The organism is Paenibacillus sp. SRL342, assembly GCF_984798905.1.
The window spans coordinates 3,904,764-3,925,575 of sequence record NZ_OZ481790.1 but is presented as its reverse complement, the minus strand read 5'-3'; the positions used below and the strand labels follow the sequence as shown (position 1 = coordinate 3,925,575).

Genomic DNA, 20,812 nt, shown 5'->3' with positions numbered 1-20,812 from the left:
TTATCACCTGTTTCATCATAATATACACTACCCTTTGACAGCACCTGCAGTCATACCATCTATGAAATATTTCTGAAAAGCAATGAACAGTATAAAAATTGGAATGATGGAGAAGAACGAGCCTACGATCAATAGATCATAGTTATTGCCATAAGGAGTTAACAACGTTTTCAAACCGATTGGAAGTGTATATTTACTCTGATCTCCGAGGACCATGAATGGCCACAATAGATTATTCCAGCTATTCATACCATTCAGAATGGCCATTGCTGCAAAGGATGGCTTCATAATCGGAATAATTAGTCTAAAATAAATCGCATACTCGTTTGCGCCATCAACTCGCCCAGATTGAATAATTTCTTTGGGTATGCTTCGTAGATATTGCCTGAAGAAAAATATTGTCGCGGCATTGGCTATACCGGGCAGAATGATTGCCGAATAGCTATTCACCATTCCCAAATCATTAATTAGGCTGTACAAGGGAACCAGCAGTATTTCGAAAGGCACCATCATAATGAGCAAAACACATATAAAGAGGAAGTTCTTACCTTTAAAATGATATGCTGCAAAACCATATGCAACAAATGCGCTTACAAAAAGCGTTAAAACCACTTGAACGATTGTTAAAATCATACTGTTCCAAAACCACACAAAATAATCATGTTGTCCAGTAAACAGATAGATGAAGTTATCAAAACTCATGATTTCAAAATCCAAACTTAGGTTAAGACCATATCTTACTAATGATTCACCTGGTTTAAAGGAAGATAGGGCCACTGCGTAGAATGGGATCATAATTATAACGAATAGTATAATGAATAAACAAATAATTACTATTCTAGAGATGAAATCACTCCTCGTCTGACTTCTGCCCACTTTAATCCTCCTCCTTTTTGAACATTCCACTAAATTTCAACTGCGTTAAATTGATAACCATAGCAATGACTAACAGAATGATACCAACTGCAGCTGCGTAACCCAGCTTATTCTGCTCAATCCCTTGTCTATACAGGTATCCAACAATGGTTAAGCCAATATTTTTGGGTGAATTGTTACCGTTAAACATCATCAGGCTCTCGGTAAACATGGCTAAACCTGCATAAACACTAATTGTCGTAACATATACCGTGGTCGGCTTCAATAATGGCATTGTGATCGTTCTAAACTTCTGCCAAGCAGATGCCCCGTCAATTGAAGCAGCCTCATAATATTCATTGTCAATGCTTTTCAAACCGGATAGATAGTAAAGCATATTAACACCTGTCCATCTCCAACATGCGAGGATTAATAGTGCTGCCATACTCCAATTTCCGTCTTTCAAAAATTTAATAGGCTCTATACCAAATAGACCCAGGAAACTATTCATTAATGAACCTTCCATTTCACCGAATGTAAGGCGGAAAATGGTACCCGCAACTGCGACAGAAGTCAATGCAGGGAGAAAGAACGAAGATTTAAAAAACTCTCTTCCCTTCATTAACTTACTGTTTATCATAACGGCGAATAACATAGGAAAAGGAATTAACAGCACTAAGGTTCCTAACATGTACACAACGCTATTTTTAATAGATGTCAAAAACACTTTATCAGTAAGTAATTTCGAATAATTCGCTTCACCAATCCATTTAGGATCCTGTCCTAACATTCTATCTTGAAAGCTCATTACGAATGAATTTACAAGTGGAAAAAACCAGAATATCAAAAATATAAGTATAAATGGCAATACAAAAACATAAGGCGCAACTTTTTGAGAGTATACAAATTTCTTTATCATATTCTCAATCTCCCTTGACTAAGGTTAAACCTGCCGACTACTATACCTGCCGACAGGTCTAATCAAATCATTTACTTATTATATTTATTTCAATTCTTGTTCAATTGCTGCTTGTGCTTCATCCAAAGCTTCCTTCACGTCTTGGCCATCTTCAAAGATAGCATTCAAAGTTACCGTATTGAATATATTGCCGATGGTTGGTGAGGCTTTAACGGACTTAATCACTCTAATTTCGTCCTTGATTTCATTCAAAGTATCAAATGCATTTGTTTTAAAGTATTGGACGTATTCATTATCAGGGTTTTTCGTAACTGCATCATCTTTCCATACTTCCATGTTAATTGGGTCAAATCCAAGTGTATTCCAGATTTCAGTAGTAGCTTCTTTCGAAAGCTTAGCAAAGGCTACAAATTCTTTTGCCAACTGAACGTCTTTACCATTCTTAGTAACAACTGTGCCAGTACCGCCTAAGCCAACGGAACGAGGATTACCTTCTTCAAATACAGGCAATGGAGCTATTGCATACTTACCTTTAAGGTCTTTCATTTCGTTTACAAAGCGGGACATGTACCATTCAGGCATCAATGCACTTGCGTAGTTGCCTTTGTTGTATTCGCCTTTTGCTTCTTCTGTGTCGGGTTGTCCGCCAGGGATCGTGTGAATAACATTGTTCTTCTGCAGATCGACTAACATTTCATACGCTTTAATCATTTCAGGCGAGTTAACTTTTGGATTACCATTTTCATCTGTAAAATCAGCGTTTTGCTGAGCTAGTAGCAGCGATGCTTGCCATGTAGCTGATGTATCAGCAGTACCTAAGTACTTGCCAGTCTTTTCATAAACCTTGATACCTGCTTGTTTGTAATCTTCCCACGTTTTGATTGTCTTGTAGTCAACACCTGCTTGCTCGAGAATTTCAGTATTGTAGAAAGCAAGCGTCGCACCTACGTGATAATCGAATCCATAAACCTGTTCGGCTTTGGAATAAATCTCGACACGTGAAGGAACAACAACGTCTTTGTATGGTGCAAATACATCATTCAAAGATTCCAGTGGAACGTTGTCACCTTCCAAGAATTTAGGAAATTTACCAAGCTCAATATCCGCGATATCAGGAGCACCTTTTCCACTTGTAACTGCCAATAAGAGCTTGTTGTGCATATCATCGTAAGGCATAACCGTTACATTCAACTTAATCTGTTTGTCTGGGTTCTGTTGGTTCCATAACCCCAGCATTTTATCCAAATGCTTGCCGTGCAAATCTACGAATGTCCAAAATGATAATTCTGTTGCATTCTCACCGGCATTAGCGCCTAATTGCTGCGTTTCCGTTTTTGAACCGGAAGGATTACCACATGCAGTAAAAACAAGTGACATAATAAGGAGTGTAACGATGGAGATTAAAGCACTGCGTTTTTTCATTTGTTCGTCATCCTCTCTTTTTTTGTTATGCATTTGAAAAGTTGGCTGACTAGTTAGTTCTGTTAATTTAAGCGGTTTCAATACACCTTGGCACCACCATCCTTAACATAATTCTAACCTTTCAAAGAAAAGACCCCTTCGCAACAATTTCTTAGATTCCATATTGTAAGCGCTTTACATGCCGTATTATAATATATATGAAATAAGCTTTATATAACCAATTGATTATAAAATCATAAAGTTTATGGGGAGATGCTACTCTTTGAAAAAGCTGGCGCTCTACAAACAAATTCGAGAAAACATTATACAGAAAATTAAATCAGGGCAGCTTCGGCCAACGGACCGCATTCCTTCTGAACAAGAACTAATGGACGAATTCAGAGTAAGTAAAATAACCGTCAGGAACGCCCTAACCCTACTAGCTGACGAGGGATTAATTATACGCGTACAAGGCAAAGGCTCATTCGTCTCTTCTAGTCTTGTTGTTTCTAGCATCAATTTCTCGCCATCCCCATGCAGCGCGTCCTCCATGCCGCTCATCGGCTTCATCATTCCGACGATGAGAACCCGTGTCATTCAGAAGCTCGTTGACTACACGGAACACTACCTACAAGAAGCCGGCCTCAGCATGGTACTAAGCATCACGCGCGAGTCCTCCTCTATCGAATCAAACGTCATTCGTACACTAACGGAGCTCGGTGTGAAGGGGCTGATCGTTTTTCCAACAGAAGATGAGAAGTACAACGAATCATTACTGCGTCTGTCGCTCGATAAATTCCCGTGTGTGTTCATCGACCGCTATCTGCGCAACATTGAGACGTACACCATTACATCCGACAATTACGGCGGTGCGTATAAAGCTGTATCCCATTTGCTATCCAAGAGTCATCAGCAGATTGCGCTCATCTCACCTGAAAATGCCAATACAGCCGTCGAGGACCGCACGCTCGGCTTCGAGCAGGCGTACACAGATCAAGGCATCTCGATTGACAAGCGCTTGTGGTGTCACATTCCTCTCGACATTCTACGCAGCGAGCAAGCATTGGACTATGTAAGCAACTTCTTGCAGAACCACAGTGGAATTTCGGCAGCCTTCTCCTTGACTGAAGAAACCGCACGCCTTACATCGGCCGCGATCAGTCGTCTGAACGATCACTCAAATATCGATTTGCTATCTTTCGATAATCCACATCTTTCAGGCGTAGCTTATGTGCAGCAGGATGAACAGGAAATGGCACGAACAGCCGTCAAGCTGTTATGTGAACAGATGGAAGATATTTATTCTCCTAAGAACGCCGTCATCCCCGTGCAACTCATCTTCCCTTGACACGACAAAGGTTGCAGCCTACACATTGATCTTGTCTTCAGCTTGGGACAAAACTTGGTTCCTAAAAACAAAAAAAGGCACCTCTGTGGAGAGATACCTTTACCTATATTATCCGCAAGACATGTTTCTGGCTGAGCAACGAATAAACATTGAATAATGCTGCAGATTTCAAACACCATAAATAAATTTAGTTGTCATTGTATACAGCCTCCCTTTTTCGCAGTACCACTACGATATCTGTCTGAGGTACAAATAAATTATAATTCGTTACATGCACTTGTCTCGTTTCGGTTACTGATTCTATCTTTAATTCAGGAGGAAGACAACGCTCTATGTGAGTAATTAATGTTTCTTTGGTAAATCTCCAAATTACACCATCAATCGAAGAGTTCGCCATATAACCACCGTCCGTTACAGAACCTGAAAGAGACTTGAGAACAACCGGGTCCGCAATAATGATAGATCCACCGTCACGTAACAGTCTGCAGCTCTCTATGAAGGCTTTTTTGTGATAGCGAATGTGATGAAAGCTTCTTGCAAACAAAATCATATCGCAGCTATGATCAGGTAAAGAAGTCGGTTTATCAATGAAAGCATGGATATAAGAATTAAACCTTCCCCACTTCTTTCCAAGTTTTAGAGCATTTATATTCGGATCCATGTTGAGAAAACGAACATCCTTCTGCTTGCGAAGATACTTGTTCAATAAACCTGTACCACAGCCCACCTGAAGAACATCGCCCTTTAAAGGGGGTAAAACTTTATAAACATTACGAGGAATAGGAAAATTTTGAACGTACATGGCCAATTCGTAGAAAATCGGATAACGCTCTTGCAATCGAACCAATTTACTGGTGTAGAAAGGATTCCGCTTTTTGTGACGTTTAAAGTCCCATTTGTTCAAATAGTAGACAGGGGTTAACAGCAAGAACAGAATAATAAAGACACTTTGGACGCTATAAATTCCAAGTTTACTAAAACGATCATTGGAATTATGAGACATCATTTGTTTAGAAGTATTCAAAATGATCACTCCCCTCTCACAACGCTATAAATGGTGTAGAACCTCTTTAACATAATAAACGAATCCAATATATGGTTGAATGCGCCGAAAAATACAGACATACTGTCCGTAAGCAATGCTTCCTTCCAAATGACTTACGAAGCGAAGGGAATCTGATCATGCAAATTCAATCGTATTTAGAGAAGAGTATTTTTTGACTCCTTCACCTCCGTCCATTTGAAGCTGACAAAAAAAGAGCCGTTTACGATGATGCATCACATGTGTTTCAACCACTGGATTTGAAAGAACAGGTTCCGTTATAATTATGAACTGTCTGTATAAGCCGTTTTGGAGATATCATTTTTTCGTGGAGGCCTCAATTGGACAATGTTTGTCGAGCGGCGTAACGAATTTCGCAACGTATTCGAACAAATGTTACATCAACAGGAGGCTGGCTACGTTCTTATCCCTCATCTGAGCATCGAAAAAGCCGCCCACAGGCGACCTTTTGAGCAAGAATACGATATTCAATTTGAAGTATGATCATCAAGACGATGGATCATATAGGTCTGCATCATGTTCTTCGATCCAATCAATTTGCCTGAATCCATAGCCAGCCATCCTTTGCTGCACATCCAGCACCTCTAATTCCGGTGCCTGCCAAGGCGTTTTTTTCGTTTCCATCGGTCGTCCCCGCTATCTACAAAAACTGGAACCAAGATGCGAGCACCCTTAAATTACTTGTGCGATACAAACTTTTTAAGATACGATATGTATCTTTTTTAAAATTATAAGACACAATACGTATCTAAGTAAACAACTATTTCATCCCTTTCTATGGGTTAAGTATTTCCCTGTAGCGCTACTGACCCAAGTTAAAGCCCACTCTCCTCTATATAGCTTTTTTATTTTGATACTCATCTAATCGTTAATCGGACTATTTTTGATCTGATCACTGAAGTGAAGAGCAGTAAAGAAATCATTCATGAATTGATGGCTGACTTTATTAAGGAGTAGCATAGGTCACCTGGATCATATGATATCAAACAAACCGATAACTGACTTGTTTCAGTTGTCGGTTTGTTTTCCAGAATTTGTTAAAACCTTATTTCAATAAATGCTTTGAGATCCTATTCTCATTCCAGTCGTATACTAAGACACTATTCTCACGGTAGTCCAATACAGACCCTTTTATTCCATTAAATTCGTGAATAGAGGCCAAAGTTTTTACATCTAAAATATACTGGGTGGTAAGCAAATCTACATATAGGTTTCCTTCTACCGTTTTTTTTGCTGTCGGCAGACCGTCTCCCTCAGGCATATTAAAATTCGATAGTACCCTATCCTTTACTAAACCCTTCTGGTTGAACAATCTTAATTTTTTGGTTTGAGGATTAAATACCATATAATCATCCCCAGCTTGGAAAGCAAACCCAAATTGATCGATTGTTCTTCCCCAGATAGCGGAACCTTTTGGAGATAAAGCTATTAGTTTACGCGTATTTGCTTGATATACTGAAAACACAAAAGTACCATCATCGAGTGCAAAAGCAGTATAAAAGTTGACTCCTGCTCCCTTTGGGAATGTGTATTGAAATGAGCGCTGTAAGGAAGAGTTGTATACTTCAACTTTTTGAGCATTGCCTTGCTTTGTTAACAGCTCTATGGCGATTTGGTTCTTCGACACAGTAGTTAGCTTTCCGGATACCACCTTACTTGCTTTCTGCTTGCCATTTTTATCGAAAGATAGTAGTTGTACCGTTTCTGCACCGATTGTATTCGATTTCTGACCTGCAATAATTAAGTTTCCGTCACTCATGCGATATAACTTGCCGTCAAATGCCCCTAGATCTTGTCCTACGCGCTTACTCCAATTTTCCTTCCCTGCAGGGCTCACAGAATAAAGAATTCCTGGAAATGAGAAATAGGCGTATACCGTACCGTCTGGTGCATAAGCAAAAGGATATTCTGTACTTGGCCATCCGTATCCCGCCTTTGCAAACGAGAATACCCATTTAATCTTTCCTGTTTTGGGATCTACGGCTCGAAGTGTATCGGGTGACCAAGCTTTTGTCTCAGAGAATCTTTCTTCTCCAACATGTAAGTACAGCGTATCTTTTCCTGGCACATAAAAACTCTCTGGTTGAATCGGTATGTAATCTTCATTCGGTGTTTGAGTCCAAACCGCTTGTGGCAAGGATTCATAATTCTTAGCAGCCACCACCCCACCAACATTTGCAAAAACCAGGGTAGCTACCATGAGACTGATTAACTTCTTTTTCATACGAAAACCTCAACTTTCCTTTTTGAATTGATACTTCATAACCGGAGTAAGATTTAATAGGGTTGCCCCTTATAAACTTGCATTGTTTTCCCCTCTCCTATTGGACTATATAATTTTATCGACATTATTTCACTATTATTAAGGAATATAACATGACATTTTTTGAAAACACCTAACAGCGACATATTTCATTCTTCGTAGCATACTGTTTAGAGGCGCTAATCCGCTTTGATGCGGCTGTAACACGCTCTTCTTCGTTAATCTTCAGCAGTAAAGCCAATTTCTCTTCAAACAATTCTTCATAGTTACTCACATCAAAACCTAATAACTCATATGCACCTAGACGTGAACCACTTCCTGCAACAATCTCAGCACGTCCATTTGAAATCAGATCCAACGTTGCAAAATCTTCATATACCCGAACCGGATCGGATGTACTCAGGACTGTTGCTGAACTGGCGATTTTTATAGGTATGTGGCTGGGTTGCAAATAATGGCTGATGACTCTCCCCTACTACGAATACATCAACTCCTCTTACTGGCACCTAGTCCGAGCTTCTTGAGAAGATCGGTTAACTGTATTTTTTCTTCAGTGGTAATCGAAGACAGATTTTTGGATTTAATCCTAATGTTTAATTAAGTTAAATTTATTCATTCAATCAGTATACTGCTGAAGTATTCTTTGTTCAGCAGAGATTTTCTCCAAGTTTGAGTGAAACAACTGATCCTCCTCCTATCAAAAAAGCAGCCCCGTCAGGAGCTGCCTCATGTATTATCCCTTATATTGTAATCTTATCTGTTTCCGCTAACAAGCTAATTTACTCGGCACCCGGATAAGGATTGATCTTCTGGATCGTTCCATCTTCGTTGTAGTTCAGCTCCGAATATTTAACGCAGCGCTTGTGGTTGACGCCTTCCGACAGGGAGCTGTCGTGATAGAACAGATACCACTTGTCTTCAACTTGCACAATGGAGTGATGGGTTGTCCAGCCGATAACCGGAGAGAGAATCTCGCCCTTGAACGTGAATGGTCCCATCGGGTTCTTGCCGATTGCATATACGAGCTTATGCGTGGTTCCTGTAGAGTAGGACAGGTAGTAATAGCCGTTATATTTATGCACCCATGGGCCTTCAAAATATCTCCGTTCCTCATCCCCAGCCAGAATCGGATTCCCGTCTTCATCGACAATCGATATCTCGGCAGGCTTGCCTTGGAAGGACAGCATGTCGTCGCTAAGCAGTGCAACTTGCGGTCCAAGCGCCGGCTGGTCAGGAGCAGGTCCTTCTGCATCTGGCACGAAGCTGCCGGTCTGCCATTTCTCCAACTGGCCACCCCAGAGTCCGCCGAAATAGATGTATGACTGATTGTCGTCATCCACCAGTACGGCCGGATCGATACTGAAGCTGCCTTCCATATAATTCGGTTGCGGCATGAATGGGCCTGCCGGAGACTCTGATGTTGCCACACCCAGACGGAAGATGTCGTCATGATCCCGTGCCGGGAAAAACAGGTAATAGGTATTGTTCTTATAAGCGGCATCTGGTGCCCAGAGCTGCTTGGAGGCCCACGGAATATCTCTCAAATGCAACGCTTCGCCGTGATCAACCACCGGGGAATCGAAGTTGTTCATCGAGAGGACATGATAGTCTTCCATTTTATACTGGTCGCCGTTATCGTTGCTCGGCTCGTCATGATCGAGGTCATGGGAAGGATAGATGTAGATTTTGCCCTCATAGACATGGGCGGACGGGTCAGCAGTGAAGATGTGGGTTACGAGCGGTTGGTGGGGCTTAGGTAGTTGTTGTTGATTCATAAGGCATCTCCTTTGGTATTGGAATAATAAAATACTTCATATACGGGATTACGGTAATTCATTGATTGCATCCTCAGAATTAAAAGCAAGCGTTTACAACCTCTAATGTTATTGTATAAGCCCCGCTTATTCTTTCCTAGTACACATAATAAAGATCTTCCCCCGAAAAAATGTACAATTCCCGCCCATCTCATAATTCTTATATTCTACAATGAAGTGATCTTTTTTTGCGTTGTCTTGTCGCACATATTATTTCTTCTCCTCTGGATCGCAACCATTATATGTCTTCTATATGTCTTCACAAGTTTTTGAGCTCGTAAGCTTTTTTCTCGAAGTTCCACCGTCTCACGTTCGTAATACACTTTTCCTTTATTATCACTGCACTCTTTCGGAAATATTTTCACTTATTTCTTCAGGATTTTCAACACCAATGATCAACTTTGATATTTTGAACATACCAACTTTCAAGCTATTCAAATCTAAATGAAGAGTTTCAAGCTCATTTTCAAAAAAGTGGAGTTGATAACCACCATTTGATCTAAATAACCCATTTCTCTTTTCTCCTAATAAAGCACCATATAGTTTAAAAGCCTTGGGTATTGGTCTACCTGTTGTTATTCCCTCGATTGAAGAGTATGGAATTTGCAACCCTTTATCTAATTTTAAAAAGGGTGAGTTTCCAAAGTCGATATTTACGTAGGTTTCCATTAGTTGAATTTTACGTTCCATATTTTGATTCCACCATTTTCTTTTCAAATAATCCATTTATTTCATAACCCATAATTACATATAATACCACAGACACCTCTTTTATTCATGAAAGTCTAACCACTGCCCTCCGCGCCTTCGCGGGTTACGTCCTCCTTTTTATATTCCATTTCCAATCATTTATTAAAGAACCTACGCGTGTAGCATGTAGTGCTTAAACAGGGACTTATCTTTAACCTAGACACTAAGAAAATACTATATTTTCACTGGACAATTAGTTTATTTTTCCTACACATTTGTTAAATGAAATTGCATGAAACTTAGTTAGGTGTTTATCTAATCGGCAATCGGTACAAGTTCTTGTCTTTGACTCGGTACAAGAACTTGTACCGAAAAACAAAAAAGCCGCTAAATTAGCGACTTCTTCATCTCTTTCAAGCGTCTCTTAGCACAAAATATATGCCTAGTTCTCAAGCTCATCTACTTGGTTACAACTGTATGTTATGACCTGCTGAAATCATCACCAATGTTAAAACAGAATGGTTTCGGGGGTAACCCCCTTAGGATACTCTTCTTCCCATACGTTTTTCTCTACATAGGCCTGGTACCACATCTCTGCAATTACATCCGGATCATTAATTGCGCCGGTACCTGACTCCTTGATCAATAAACCTAATGAGCGGTGGCCCACAAAAATCCCTTGAGCAGACAATGAAGTATGAAGATTAGCAACATAATTGCGTAACCCTGAAAGAGCAATACCGATATTCCCCATCATGGACACAGGGTACATGGCGGATAATCCTGAGGTAAAGAGCAAGGCTCCCTCTTTCCTGGCGAGCATATCAGGGAGAACCGTATTGACGACATGGATGGCACTAACCACATTCGCCTCAAATGCGTCCCTGGCGTTCTCCGCCGTTAACTCCAATACAGAAGTGGGAGGATAATTGCCTGCTGTTGGACTGAATTCCAACACATCAATCTGACCATACTTTTCTTTCATGTTGGTCATAGCCTGTGCAATCTGTTCCTTGTTAAAAATATCTGCTACGAAATAAGCTGCCTCGATACCATCCGCCTTCAGTTCATCCACCATATCTTGCAGTTTTGCAGCATTTCTTGCAACTAATGCCACTTGGAAGCCGCGCTTGCCAAAGCTCTTCGCAATAGATAATCCTAATCCCTTACCTGCACCAACAATCGCCAGTGTTTTCATTTATGATTCTCCTTTTATGAATGAGTTAGTGAGTTCAATTGACAGTTGTAATTGTAAAACGTACACTTAAAAGACTCAATGGTCGATATAATTCAATGTGTTAATTAAACATCACTTTTGATAAATTCGACTATTATTTATGGAGGGGAAGCACGAATTGGGTAAAGATAAAGTCGATCTGCGCATTCTCAAAACGCGGAAAGCCATTAAAGAAGCGTTTCTGAGATTAGTACAAACCAAAGGCTATGAACGAATTACTGTGCAGGACATTGCCGAAGAAGCGATGATAAATCGCAACACATTTTATTTGCACTATGTAGATAAACCTCAATTCATGGAGAAGTTATTTCAGGAAAACGTGGAGAGTTTAAATGCTTGCTTAAGCCTGGAAGTGAATTCAATTCATGAGATGGATAAAGATATGTTTGCTACCATGTTAAAAACGATTTTCGACGATATTGAAGCCAATATGATATTTTTTAAGACAATGATCACTCAAAATATTTATCCAAACTTCTCCGTATACTTGAAAGAGGCTTTTAAAACGATCATTTTTTCGGGAATCGGCGATCATCGCCACGATGAGAAGATAAAAATTGGCATCGAATACATGATATCTGGATTGGTAGGAGTAATTTGTCTCTGGATAGTTGAACCGGAGAACTACAGGGTAGATAACTTTATCGAGCAACTGAGTGAAATTCACTATTCTAACATGGTTGACTTGCTGAAGGATACTTGATAATAAACTAGTATGATCTGAACAGAAAGGCTATTCTTGCCGAATCTGATCTGGCTCGACTCCCTGCTTAGATCTGTCAGAACTAGGCAGGCATAGAATAATGTTTGCAGTCAGATACGAAGATAACGGTACTGTCCTTACTCCGGCGTTCTCAACGCTTCCAAGTACCATGAGCCTGTCATGAATCCACATGACAAAAGCTACGTGGCTATAATGCGAGTCCGATATACTTTGAATCAACTTGCTCAATGGGTAATTTCCACCACTACAAAGTAGAATATCCCCGTTAAGTATAAATCCTCATACATCTTCATATTTGGACACGAACATTTGAATTACTACCTCTGCCAAGAAGCCACAATTCGTGTTCCTAAGCATGAGCGTGAGATACCAAGAGCAATCTACGAAACCGACATCGACAAGTTCGTAACATATTCGCGTCCCGATGGTTGGCGCAGATTGATTGGTCTTTACCGGAAAAACGTTATTTCTAATAAAAAAATCGTTATTCACGCGAATTCTTAAATTCATGTGCTTTTTTCTTGCCACATGATCTTCATCATGATGCTATTTAGATAGATACCTAATCCGAAATGACACAACGTTCTTGTCCTTAAAACAAAAAAAAGCCGCTGTAATAGCGACTTTAATGGAACAATGTTCTTGTCCCTCGACAATTTCGTTCTATTTTTGTTTTTATAAGTTCCCCTTTCTTGCTTTTTTTAGCGATGTCACTCTTCGATCGAATTCATAATAACTTTAAGCCTTGCGAAGCATTTGTCTCTCGCTTAGATGTGAAAGCATATCCTTCGTCATGGCCTTCAGGTCGTAGCGAGCATGAAATCCCCATTCTGTTTTCGCTGCCGTCGCATCAATGGAATGCGGCCAGCTATCGGCAATCGCCTGTCTCTTCGGATCAACGTCATAATCGAGGATAAAGCCTGGAAGCTCATCCCGAATCGCTGCAGCGATCGCCTCCGGATCCACGCTCATTGCGGTGACATTAAATGAATTTCGGTGCATCAACCGGGAAGAATCCGCTTCCATCAAATCGATGATAGCGTTCAGGGCATCCGGCATATACATCATGTCCATGTTTGAGTCCTTGGCGATATAAGATGTATACCGGCCAGCCGTCACGGCTGCGTAATAAATTTCCACGGCGTAATCCGTCGTTCCTCCGCCGGGAGGCGTCATATAAGATATCAATCCCGGGAATCGCAGTCCCCTAGTATCCAGGCCGTATTTGTGAAAATAATAATCACAAAGCAGTTCGCCGGACACTTTGTTCACGCCGTACATCGTATTGGGCCTCTGGATCGTATCCTGAGGGGTATTGTCTTTCGGAGTCAAAGGACCAAAAGATCCAATGGAGCTTGGAGTGAAAAATTGGCAGCCGAGCTCCCTGGATATTTCAAGTGCATTCATCAATCCACCCATATTCAAATTCCAGGCAAGTAGCGGTTTCTCCTCTGCGGTAGCCGACAGCAGCGCAGCCAAATGGATGACGGTATCAACTTCGTACCGCTTGGCGATTTCGAACATCGCCTTATCATTCGTCACGTCCAGCAGCTCGAATGGCCCGGATCGGGTAATTTCGTGGGCTGATGATCTGAGATCCGTAGCAATGACGTGATCCGCACCATAAATTTCACGTAATTTAACAACTAACTCAGAACCGATTTGGCCCAGTGCTCCGGTCACCAAAATCTTGTTCATAAGACATTCCTCCCGAAATGTACTCCCGCGAATGCAGCTAAATCAGCTTCATTTCCTTGCCAACTTTCTCATAAACGGAGATCACCTGGTCGAGCATATCCTTGGTATGGGCAGCTGTCGGCATGTTGCGTATTCTTCCGGTTCCTTTCGGAACCGTCGGAAACAGGATTGCCTTGGCGTAAACGCCTTCTTCATAAAGCCGTTTGCTGAACTGTTGGGTGGTTACTTCATCGCCAATGATACAAGGTGTGATCGGCGTTTCGCTTTGGCCTACATCATATCCAAGCCGGCTCAAGCCATTTTTCAAATCATTGCCGTTCTCCCACAGCTTCTCGATCAGCTCTTTGTCATTCATTAAAATGTCGACAGAAGCGCTACAAGAAGCGATTGCAGCCGGAGGTAGCGATGTCGAGAACAGAAACGGACGGCTTCTCAGCTTCAACCATTCAATCAGTTGTTTTTTACCCGCCACATAACCGCCGACAACGCCAATCGCCTTGGAAAGAGTACCAATTTGAAAGTCAATGCGGTCGGACAATCCAAAATGCTTCACGGTTCCCGCACCTGCTCCGAGAACGCCCGAACCATGGGCATCATCCACATAAGTAATCAGATCGAATTCTTCTGCTATTTTCACGATTTCAGGCAGCTTTGCTATATCACCATCCATGGAGAAAACCCCGTCGGTGATGACCATAATTTTATGGTACTGACCGGATTCCTTGGCATCTTTCGCCTGCTGTCTTAAATCATTCATATCCGAATGCTTAAAGCGAATCACCTTGGCTCTAGACAGGCGGCAGCCATCAATAATCGAAGCGTGGTTCAGCTCATCTGATAAAATCGCATCATGCTGGTCCATTACCGCGGATATAGCAGCCATATTGCAGTTAAATCCCGATTGATACACGATAACGGCTTCCGTTTTTTTGAAAAGGGCCAGTTTTTCTTCAAGCTCAATATGAAGATCCATCGTACCATTAATTGTTCTCACAGCCCCTGCGCCTGCCCCGTATGTCTGCGACGCCTTAACTGAAGCATCAATCAGGCGGTGATCTGTTGCCAGTCCCAAATAGTTATTGGAAGACAAATTGATTAAGGACTTTCCGTTGATACGAATAACAGGACCATTTGCACCCTGCAGCGTATCGATGACGTTATATAGACCTTTAGTCTTTAGATCTTCGATGTTCGAACTTAAAAATTCGTCCAATGCTTGACTTGACATTCCATTCCCTCCTCGATATACGCATGTCCTCGTACAGGAGACACAGTATTCTTCGAAAAAAACCTGTTATAAAAGGAAATAAACTAAATTCAATGTATCATCATTTTTATTTTTTGTACACATGAGGCGGACAAAAAAATAAAAAAATCCGCAAAAAAAACATAGCGATTGCTTCCCCATTCTCGGAAGCAATCGCTACTAAATCTTTGCTATACTTTTTGTTACATTCTATACTAATTCATCATGTATTAAACTATTATTATGCAATGAGAAACTCTATTTCAACCTGTGAGGTGATTTGATGAACAAGATTTTAGCGATCTCGATTTTGGGAATGGGTTTAACAGGTGCTGTTTTAATCATCTCAATTGCTCTGTTGTTTAACCCTCCAATAGGAAGTGTGTTGAAGATGGTTGCTGTTGCTTCAACATTATCTTTTATTATATTTGCTGTTTCGGCTTTGATATTTCGTCGGCGATTAGATGATGAAAATAGAGAATAGTATATTTATACTTCCTCGATTTAGGACGAATGCTTCACAGTTGCAATCCTAACAATGTTTCTGCTTATCTTCAGAAAATAATGAAACATGCATTCCCCCCTACAAGCACCCATGCTAGAAAATAGAATCTTCTGTTTTAGAATATATAGAAGCAGTGGCTTTCTATACCTTACTTTTCCATAACAGTCCAATATAGTTGTACCGTTCTTCCTGTTCGATCCGTTGTTTCTCTGTGTAGAGCGTTTGAATGGTTCTACAAAATCACTTCTACTAAGCCTACAGCATGTAAGATACTCAGCATCACCAAAATTACCGATCGGACTGTGAAAAATAAAAACGTCACTTTGCCGGGCAACACCCACTGTTTTCCCTTTATATCCAGGTACGTGATCGCTGACCTGCACTTGGGGCTCCTAGTCTACGGAGGAGCCCTTTTTCGTGATTTAAATACTCATACGTAAACATATACAAAAAAGGATCGTTAGCATTTCTGCAACGATCCCTGTTGTCAGTCCGCTAGTTGAAATCAGCAGATGATCAATTTGATGCCTTATTAAGTTTGATTAAGCTAACGTTTCCCGTTAGCTTAATCTCGACAAGAGATCGCTTTCTTTGTAACGATCTCTCTTAAGCTTTTAGATTCTATAGGATAGCAGTGGATTTAATCTTGAGTTTCTTCGAATAACTCTCTGAGCATCCTATCCTTGTTATTCACAAACTCTTTCATAATCATATAATGGTCGGTTTCTTCCAATACTTGGACTTCGATACCATCTGGCTTTAGATTGTAAATAATCGAATCTGGATATGCCATAAGGATTGGGGAGTGGGTCGCAATTATAAATTGAGAGTTTTGCAAAACAAGTTCATGGATTCGTGTCAGCATCGCCATTTGGCGAAGGGGAGACAATGCAGCCTCAGGCTCATCCAGTATATATAATCCCTTCTCCCCGAACCGATGAATGAAAGTGGAAAAGAACGACTCTCCGTGCGATTGCTCATGCAAGGACTTCCCACCGTAAGATTCTATAATAGGGCGAGCGAATGATGGTTGGCTGTCCAACTCATCGATCGTTGTGGCTAAATTATAATAACTCTCTGCCCGGAAGAAGAAGCCATCCTTCGGGCGTCGCGGACCTCTGATCAATTGTATATATTCATATAAGCTCGAGTGAGTAGCCTGGGTTGAAAAGGAAAAGTTGATCGTCCCACCCTCCGGGTTAAATCCCCATGCGACAGCAATGGACTCCATCAGTGTTGATTTGCCCATCCCATTTTCACCTACGATATAGGTTACCTTGGGGTGAAAATCAAGAGTATTTAGGTTTCGAATGACCGCCAAATCAAAGGGGTAACGATTATAGGTGGGTACTTGTTGCCGCTTAAGCTGAATTTGTCGTAAATAGGGATGCTGTATATTAATATAGTTCACTCCCTTTTAAAACTTTGATCGTTATGCTTACCTTTTTTTTGGAAAATACTGACTGATGTTTGTCTCAAGCTTTAGTTTACTCCATCAAACAAATAATACCACATACCGAAACTATTCTGCCCGTTAGCTTAATGAAACAGATAAATGTTCTAATCGACATGGGTACAATGTTCTTGTCCTTTTGGCAATGGAACCAAGTTCTTGTCCTCAGCTGGGGACACTGCCATGCTTATTCATATGAAAAGAAGTCCGCAGAAACTGCGGACCTAATTGTGTAATACATCATGTTCCTCATAGTGCTTCAAATCAAGAAAATACCTCACGATTACGGAACGCTCGATATGTACCAAGTACAACTACAGCTGTAACTACAGTCATAATAAGCAAATACAACTGTAGATATGACACCTCCACCCTGAATATGGAGTAGTTTACTGGAGTTTGAAACAGTCTCGTTACCCGCATCATTGTACTGAAGGAAAATTCCTCAATCCACTTCGCCCATCCTGGGTTAAAGTTCATCACATCAAAAGCCAGATAGGGCACGCCTACAATAGCCACATTAATGATTATGGCAACAAACGCTGTTGAACTGAGCGAAGAAACCCATAGCACAACGCATCCAAAAATCAGGCTGCCTGCCAAGTGTGTGACCAACTGAACTACATAATACTGAAGCGCAGACAACCTATAAGGCGAGTACTCATAATCGAAGCTTTGAAAGTACATGCCTACACTCTGTATTGGAGTATCTGCTCCAGCCAAATTCCCAAACCTCAACCAGTAGATTAGCAAGTTGATACTTGTAAACAAGATGACGCATAGGACAATATATACTACTGAAGCCATCAATTTAGCCGATACGATTTGGCTCTTCCCTCGCTTGCTGCTGCGTACCAATGCTGCCGTTCCCAATGCATATTCCTCTGCGAATACGGGAGCCAGTCCCAGCAAAATCATGATCATCATAAAAAGCACGCCAAATTGATCAATGTATTCCAACAGATAACCCCAAGGTTTATTGTAGTGAATTTCAGTGACGTTTACGGTCCGTTCCATGACATTTCCGCTATCATCAGTTTTGGTGTAGTTTTTTATGAATTCCGGCGAAAACATGGAAATCTCATAAAATACGCCATATCGATTCTGATTCGCTTCATCACTGTAACCCTTGTTTTGTAACTGTTCCTGTGCAGCCTGAACCTTCTCAGCCGTAATGGCTCCTTCATAGGGTTTGTAGAACGACGTACCGTTCATCGGCCCCGGATGTCCGAGATAGGCATATAGAACAAGAAGCATTAGTAGCCCGGTGAGTGCAAGATAGATACTTTTACGCGTCATTATTTTAACAAATTCATATCGGGTCAAACGAATCACGATGTCGCCTCCTCATCAAAATAGTGCATATATACGTCTTCAAGCCGAGGGGCCTCTGGCATAGCTTGTGGGACAGGCCGTTCTTTTGCCAAGATTCTCGCCACAATACCATCGGACTGATAGGACAATCCGCTTACCTTGAAACGAGAGGTGAGTTCGGCAAGCTGCTGTTCTGTTAACGTTGCAGTCCAAACGCTGCCTTGCATACTGTTCATGATCGCTTCCGGTGTGTTCTGAGTAATCAGTTGACCTTCATTCATCAGGATCATTTCCTTACACGAGAACTCCAGATCAGAGATAATATGCGTCGATAACAGTACAATCCGGTCTCTTCCCAACTCACCGATAATGTTACGAAATCGAATACGTTCCTTCGGATCAAGGCCAGCCGTAGGTTCGTCGAGAACTAGAATTTGCGGATCATTTAGCAAGGCTTGTGCAATTCCGAGCCGCTGTTTCATACCGCCAGAAAACGTACGAATTTTATGTTGTGCCTGCTTTTCCAGATCAACCATACGTAATGTCTCCTGCACTCGAATAGCGGCTTGATTTGTACTCAGTCCTTTTAACGAACACATGTACATGAGAAATTTATGAGCACTGAAACGATTATAAAATCCAAAGCGCTGCGGCATATAGCCCAATATATCGCGATAACGATCCCCCATCTGTTCAATGGGTTGCCCATCCAGCATAATTTGTCCGGACGTTGGCTTGGCGATGTCTACAAGCATGCGAAGCAGCGTTGTTTTGCCCGCTCCATTTGGTCCAAGCAGGCCGTAGACGCCACCGCTGGACAGCTCTAGCGTGAACGATTTCACGGCCCACTTGTTTCTATACTTCTTGGATACGTTATCCATGGTCAATTTCAAAGGAATAACCTCTTTCCGTTTGTGATGTATATTTTCGCGTCATCTGCCGGATCTGACTGATCAACAGAACCACTCCACATAATGCGATTGCAATAAGTACTGGGGTCTGGATAGATTGTACTAAAGTAACAAATCAGGGATTGCTTAACATAAGCCAGAAAAGCCCAAACCATGCGACCAAGAAAATACTAACAGCTGTTCCACCCCGAACACGCATAGCCAGCCACAAACTAGCCCCTGCCGCAATCATCAGTTGGGTATACCACAGACCGACGCCACTCCATGAGATGAAACTTCCTCTTCCGCCAGATACCAATAGCATAAGAAGCAGAACAAATACCATATTTCCTGCAAGCACGACGATCAGACGAGTCAGCATTAGCTGTTGTGCCGTAATTTTACAGGTCAGTTCGATCTCCATCAGCCCCTGATCCCGACCTTTGAATACTTCCAGTAATCCGAGAATAAAAGGTACAGGTACCAGAATAAGTCCACTCATGTATGGGGATATTGTGCTGCGGGTTCCCAACCAGAATCCGCACAACAGAAGCAATGCGCAAACTAGCCAGTACGATTTGTGGAAAACCATAACCTCACCCCGAACGAGTTGGAACAGTTCTGTAAATGATTTCCCCGGTGATTGCTCCAGATGAACATTCATCTGTCCCGGCATATGTGCATCCAAGGCCCTTATCGTCCTATCGATCTCCATCTCGGATGGATATTCAACCACATAGTCATCCAAAAAAGGGGCAATTTCGGCGTACTCCTCCATCTCCAATTCAGCTCGACGCTTCCTTCTATCTTCGTTTTCCGTACGTTTCATCCCGCTCACCTCCCACAATGATCTCTTTTAATTTCGTTATGCCCAAGCGTATACGTGATTTCACTGTCGACTCATTCGATCCCGTCAGCTCGGCAACCTCTTTGATCTTTAGTCCGTTGTAATAGTTCAGAATGACCGCGTCCCTCTGGTGCTCAGGCAAACTTTGTATCGCCAGCCTGACCTTATCATTCTGAAGCCGTTTATAGAATATGTTCCACACATTCTGGTGCTCACTTGCTGGGAGCGCCTCTTCTGTTAACTCACTCTCTCTGAGTTGTTGCTTGAACTCGCGCCCACGAAAATAATCCATACAATGATTCACTGCTATTTTCAATAACCAGTGACTGAATTTTCCGTTATCTCGATAATTCTCCAATGAATTCATCATTTTTACAAATACCTCTTGAGTTAGATCAAAAGAGATATGATAATCTCCCGTTTTTCGGTACACATATGAAAATATCGATTTGTAATGCCGCTTCACCAAAACTTCCATTGCAGCCCGACTTCCTTCACGAATCTCATGAATTAACTCTTCATCATCCAACGCTCCCTCACCCCCT

Annotated in this window: 19 protein-coding genes and 2 pseudogenes; 4 read left to right on the top strand and 17 right to left on the bottom strand. The window is 41.5% G+C overall.

Annotated elements, in window-relative coordinates; translation table 11 throughout:
- Positions 1-27: 27 nt before the first annotated feature.
- The 3 genes from AC4E8D_RS17185 to AC4E8D_RS17175 form a co-directional block, all read right to left on the bottom strand.
- The gene (locus AC4E8D_RS17185; RefSeq protein WP_397376262.1) at positions 28-846 is read right to left on the bottom strand and encodes a carbohydrate ABC transporter permease; all 819 of its coding nucleotides are present in this window, start codon (positions 844-846) and stop codon (positions 28-30) included.
- A gap of 31 nt (positions 847-877) precedes the next feature.
- Positions 878-1,774: a carbohydrate ABC transporter permease gene (locus AC4E8D_RS17180; RefSeq protein WP_221821455.1), complete on the bottom strand. Its 897-nt coding sequence runs from the start codon at positions 1,772-1,774 to the stop codon at positions 878-880.
- 84 nt (positions 1,775-1,858) lie between these two features.
- Positions 1,859-3,196 carry an ABC transporter substrate-binding protein gene (locus AC4E8D_RS17175; protein ID WP_221821770.1) on the bottom strand — a complete coding sequence of 446 codons (1,338 nt, stop codon included), beginning with the start codon at positions 3,194-3,196 and terminating at the stop codon, positions 1,859-1,861.
- Positions 3,197-3,440: 244 nt separating this feature from the next.
- Between AC4E8D_RS17175 and AC4E8D_RS17170 the strand changes: the two are divergent.
- Positions 3,441-3,653: pseudogene (locus AC4E8D_RS17170) on the top strand (GntR family transcriptional regulator); the annotation flags it as partial.
- 72 nt (positions 3,654-3,725) lie between these two features.
- Positions 3,726-4,523 (top strand): substrate-binding domain-containing protein, encoded by a 798-nt coding sequence (locus AC4E8D_RS17165; protein ID WP_490206491.1) that lies wholly within the window; start codon positions 3,726-3,728, stop codon positions 4,521-4,523.
- Positions 4,524-4,710: 187 nt separating this feature from the next.
- Here the strand turns inward: AC4E8D_RS17165 and AC4E8D_RS17160 are convergent, their stop codons facing one another.
- The 7 genes and pseudogenes from AC4E8D_RS17160 to AC4E8D_RS17130 all read right to left on the bottom strand — a co-directional run bounded on the left by AC4E8D_RS17160 (position 4,711) and on the right by AC4E8D_RS17130 (position 11,551).
- Entirely contained in the window at positions 4,711-5,547 is an 837-nt protein-coding gene (locus tag AC4E8D_RS17160; protein WP_047843251.1) for a class I SAM-dependent methyltransferase, read from the bottom strand.
- 525 nt (positions 5,548-6,072) lie between these two features.
- A complete protein-coding gene (locus AC4E8D_RS17155; RefSeq protein ID WP_221821453.1) occupies positions 6,073-6,210 on the bottom strand; it encodes a paeninodin family lasso peptide in 138 nt (45 codons plus the stop codon).
- Positions 6,211-6,631: 421 nt separating this feature from the next.
- The gene (locus tag AC4E8D_RS17150; protein WP_221821452.1) at positions 6,632-7,810 is read right to left on the bottom strand and encodes a hypothetical protein; all 1,179 of its coding nucleotides are present in this window, start codon (positions 7,808-7,810) and stop codon (positions 6,632-6,634) included.
- A 238-nt stretch (positions 7,811-8,048) separates the two neighbouring features.
- Positions 8,049-8,343 (bottom strand): annotated as a pseudogene (locus AC4E8D_RS17145) (LLM class flavin-dependent oxidoreductase); the annotation flags it as partial.
- Positions 8,344-8,628: 285 nt separating this feature from the next.
- Complete coding sequence (locus AC4E8D_RS17140; RefSeq protein WP_036613892.1) at positions 8,629-9,624, bottom strand: glycoside hydrolase family 43 protein; 996 nt, start codon at positions 9,622-9,624, stop codon at positions 8,629-8,631.
- A 375-nt stretch (positions 9,625-9,999) separates the two neighbouring features.
- A complete protein-coding gene (locus AC4E8D_RS17135; RefSeq protein WP_490204974.1) occupies positions 10,000-10,353 on the bottom strand; it encodes a hypothetical protein in 354 nt (117 codons plus the stop codon).
- Between the two features lie 508 nt (positions 10,354-10,861).
- The gene (locus AC4E8D_RS17130) at positions 10,862-11,551 is read right to left on the bottom strand and encodes an SDR family NAD(P)-dependent oxidoreductase (RefSeq protein ID WP_490204973.1); all 690 of its coding nucleotides are present in this window, start codon (positions 11,549-11,551) and stop codon (positions 10,862-10,864) included.
- Between the two features lie 157 nt (positions 11,552-11,708).
- On the opposite strand from AC4E8D_RS17130, the gene AC4E8D_RS17125 reads away from it, so the two are divergent.
- Positions 11,709-12,293, top strand: a complete 585-nt coding sequence (locus AC4E8D_RS17125; protein WP_490204972.1) for a TetR/AcrR family transcriptional regulator — start codon at positions 11,709-11,711, stop codon at positions 12,291-12,293.
- Between the two features lie 759 nt (positions 12,294-13,052).
- Here AC4E8D_RS17125 and AC4E8D_RS17120 read toward each other — a convergent pair.
- Positions 13,053-14,012: an L-threonine 3-dehydrogenase gene (locus AC4E8D_RS17120; protein WP_076250511.1), complete on the bottom strand. Its 960-nt coding sequence runs from the start codon at positions 14,010-14,012 to the stop codon at positions 13,053-13,055.
- Positions 14,013-14,049: 37 nt separating this feature from the next.
- Positions 14,050-15,240: a glycine C-acetyltransferase gene (locus AC4E8D_RS17115; RefSeq protein ID WP_221821445.1), complete on the bottom strand. Its 1,191-nt coding sequence runs from the start codon at positions 15,238-15,240 to the stop codon at positions 14,050-14,052.
- Positions 15,241-15,541: 301 nt separating this feature from the next.
- Here AC4E8D_RS17115 and AC4E8D_RS17110 point away from each other — a divergent pair, with 301 nt between their 5' ends.
- The gene (locus AC4E8D_RS17110) at positions 15,542-15,742 is read left to right on the top strand and encodes a hypothetical protein (RefSeq protein WP_221821443.1); all 201 of its coding nucleotides are present in this window, start codon (positions 15,542-15,544) and stop codon (positions 15,740-15,742) included.
- Positions 15,743-16,403: 661 nt separating this feature from the next.
- Here AC4E8D_RS17110 and AC4E8D_RS17105 read toward each other — a convergent pair.
- From AC4E8D_RS17105 to AC4E8D_RS17085, 5 genes are all read right to left on the bottom strand, one after another.
- Positions 16,404-17,174, bottom strand: coding sequence for an AAA family ATPase (locus tag AC4E8D_RS17105; RefSeq protein WP_373865029.1), 771 nt, complete (start codon positions 17,172-17,174; stop codon positions 16,404-16,406).
- Between the two features lie 306 nt (positions 17,175-17,480).
- On the bottom strand, positions 17,481-18,551 hold the full coding sequence (locus AC4E8D_RS17100; protein WP_221821442.1) for a hypothetical protein: 1,071 nt from the start codon (positions 18,549-18,551) through the stop codon (positions 17,481-17,483).
- Positions 18,548-19,423 carry an ABC transporter ATP-binding protein gene (locus AC4E8D_RS17095; protein WP_221821441.1) on the bottom strand — a complete coding sequence of 292 codons (876 nt, stop codon included), beginning with the start codon at positions 19,421-19,423 and terminating at the stop codon, positions 18,548-18,550. Before AC4E8D_RS17095 ends, AC4E8D_RS17100 begins: the two co-directional genes overlap by 4 nt.
- Positions 19,424-19,556: 133 nt before the next feature.
- The gene (locus tag AC4E8D_RS17090) at positions 19,557-20,249 is read right to left on the bottom strand and encodes a hypothetical protein (RefSeq protein ID WP_490204971.1); all 693 of its coding nucleotides are present in this window, start codon (positions 20,247-20,249) and stop codon (positions 19,557-19,559) included.
- Entirely contained in the window at positions 20,224-20,796 is a 573-nt protein-coding gene (locus tag AC4E8D_RS17085; protein ID WP_260632765.1) for an RNA polymerase sigma factor, read from the bottom strand. Before AC4E8D_RS17085 ends, AC4E8D_RS17090 begins: the two co-directional genes overlap by 26 nt.
- Positions 20,797-20,812 lie beyond the last annotated feature (16 nt).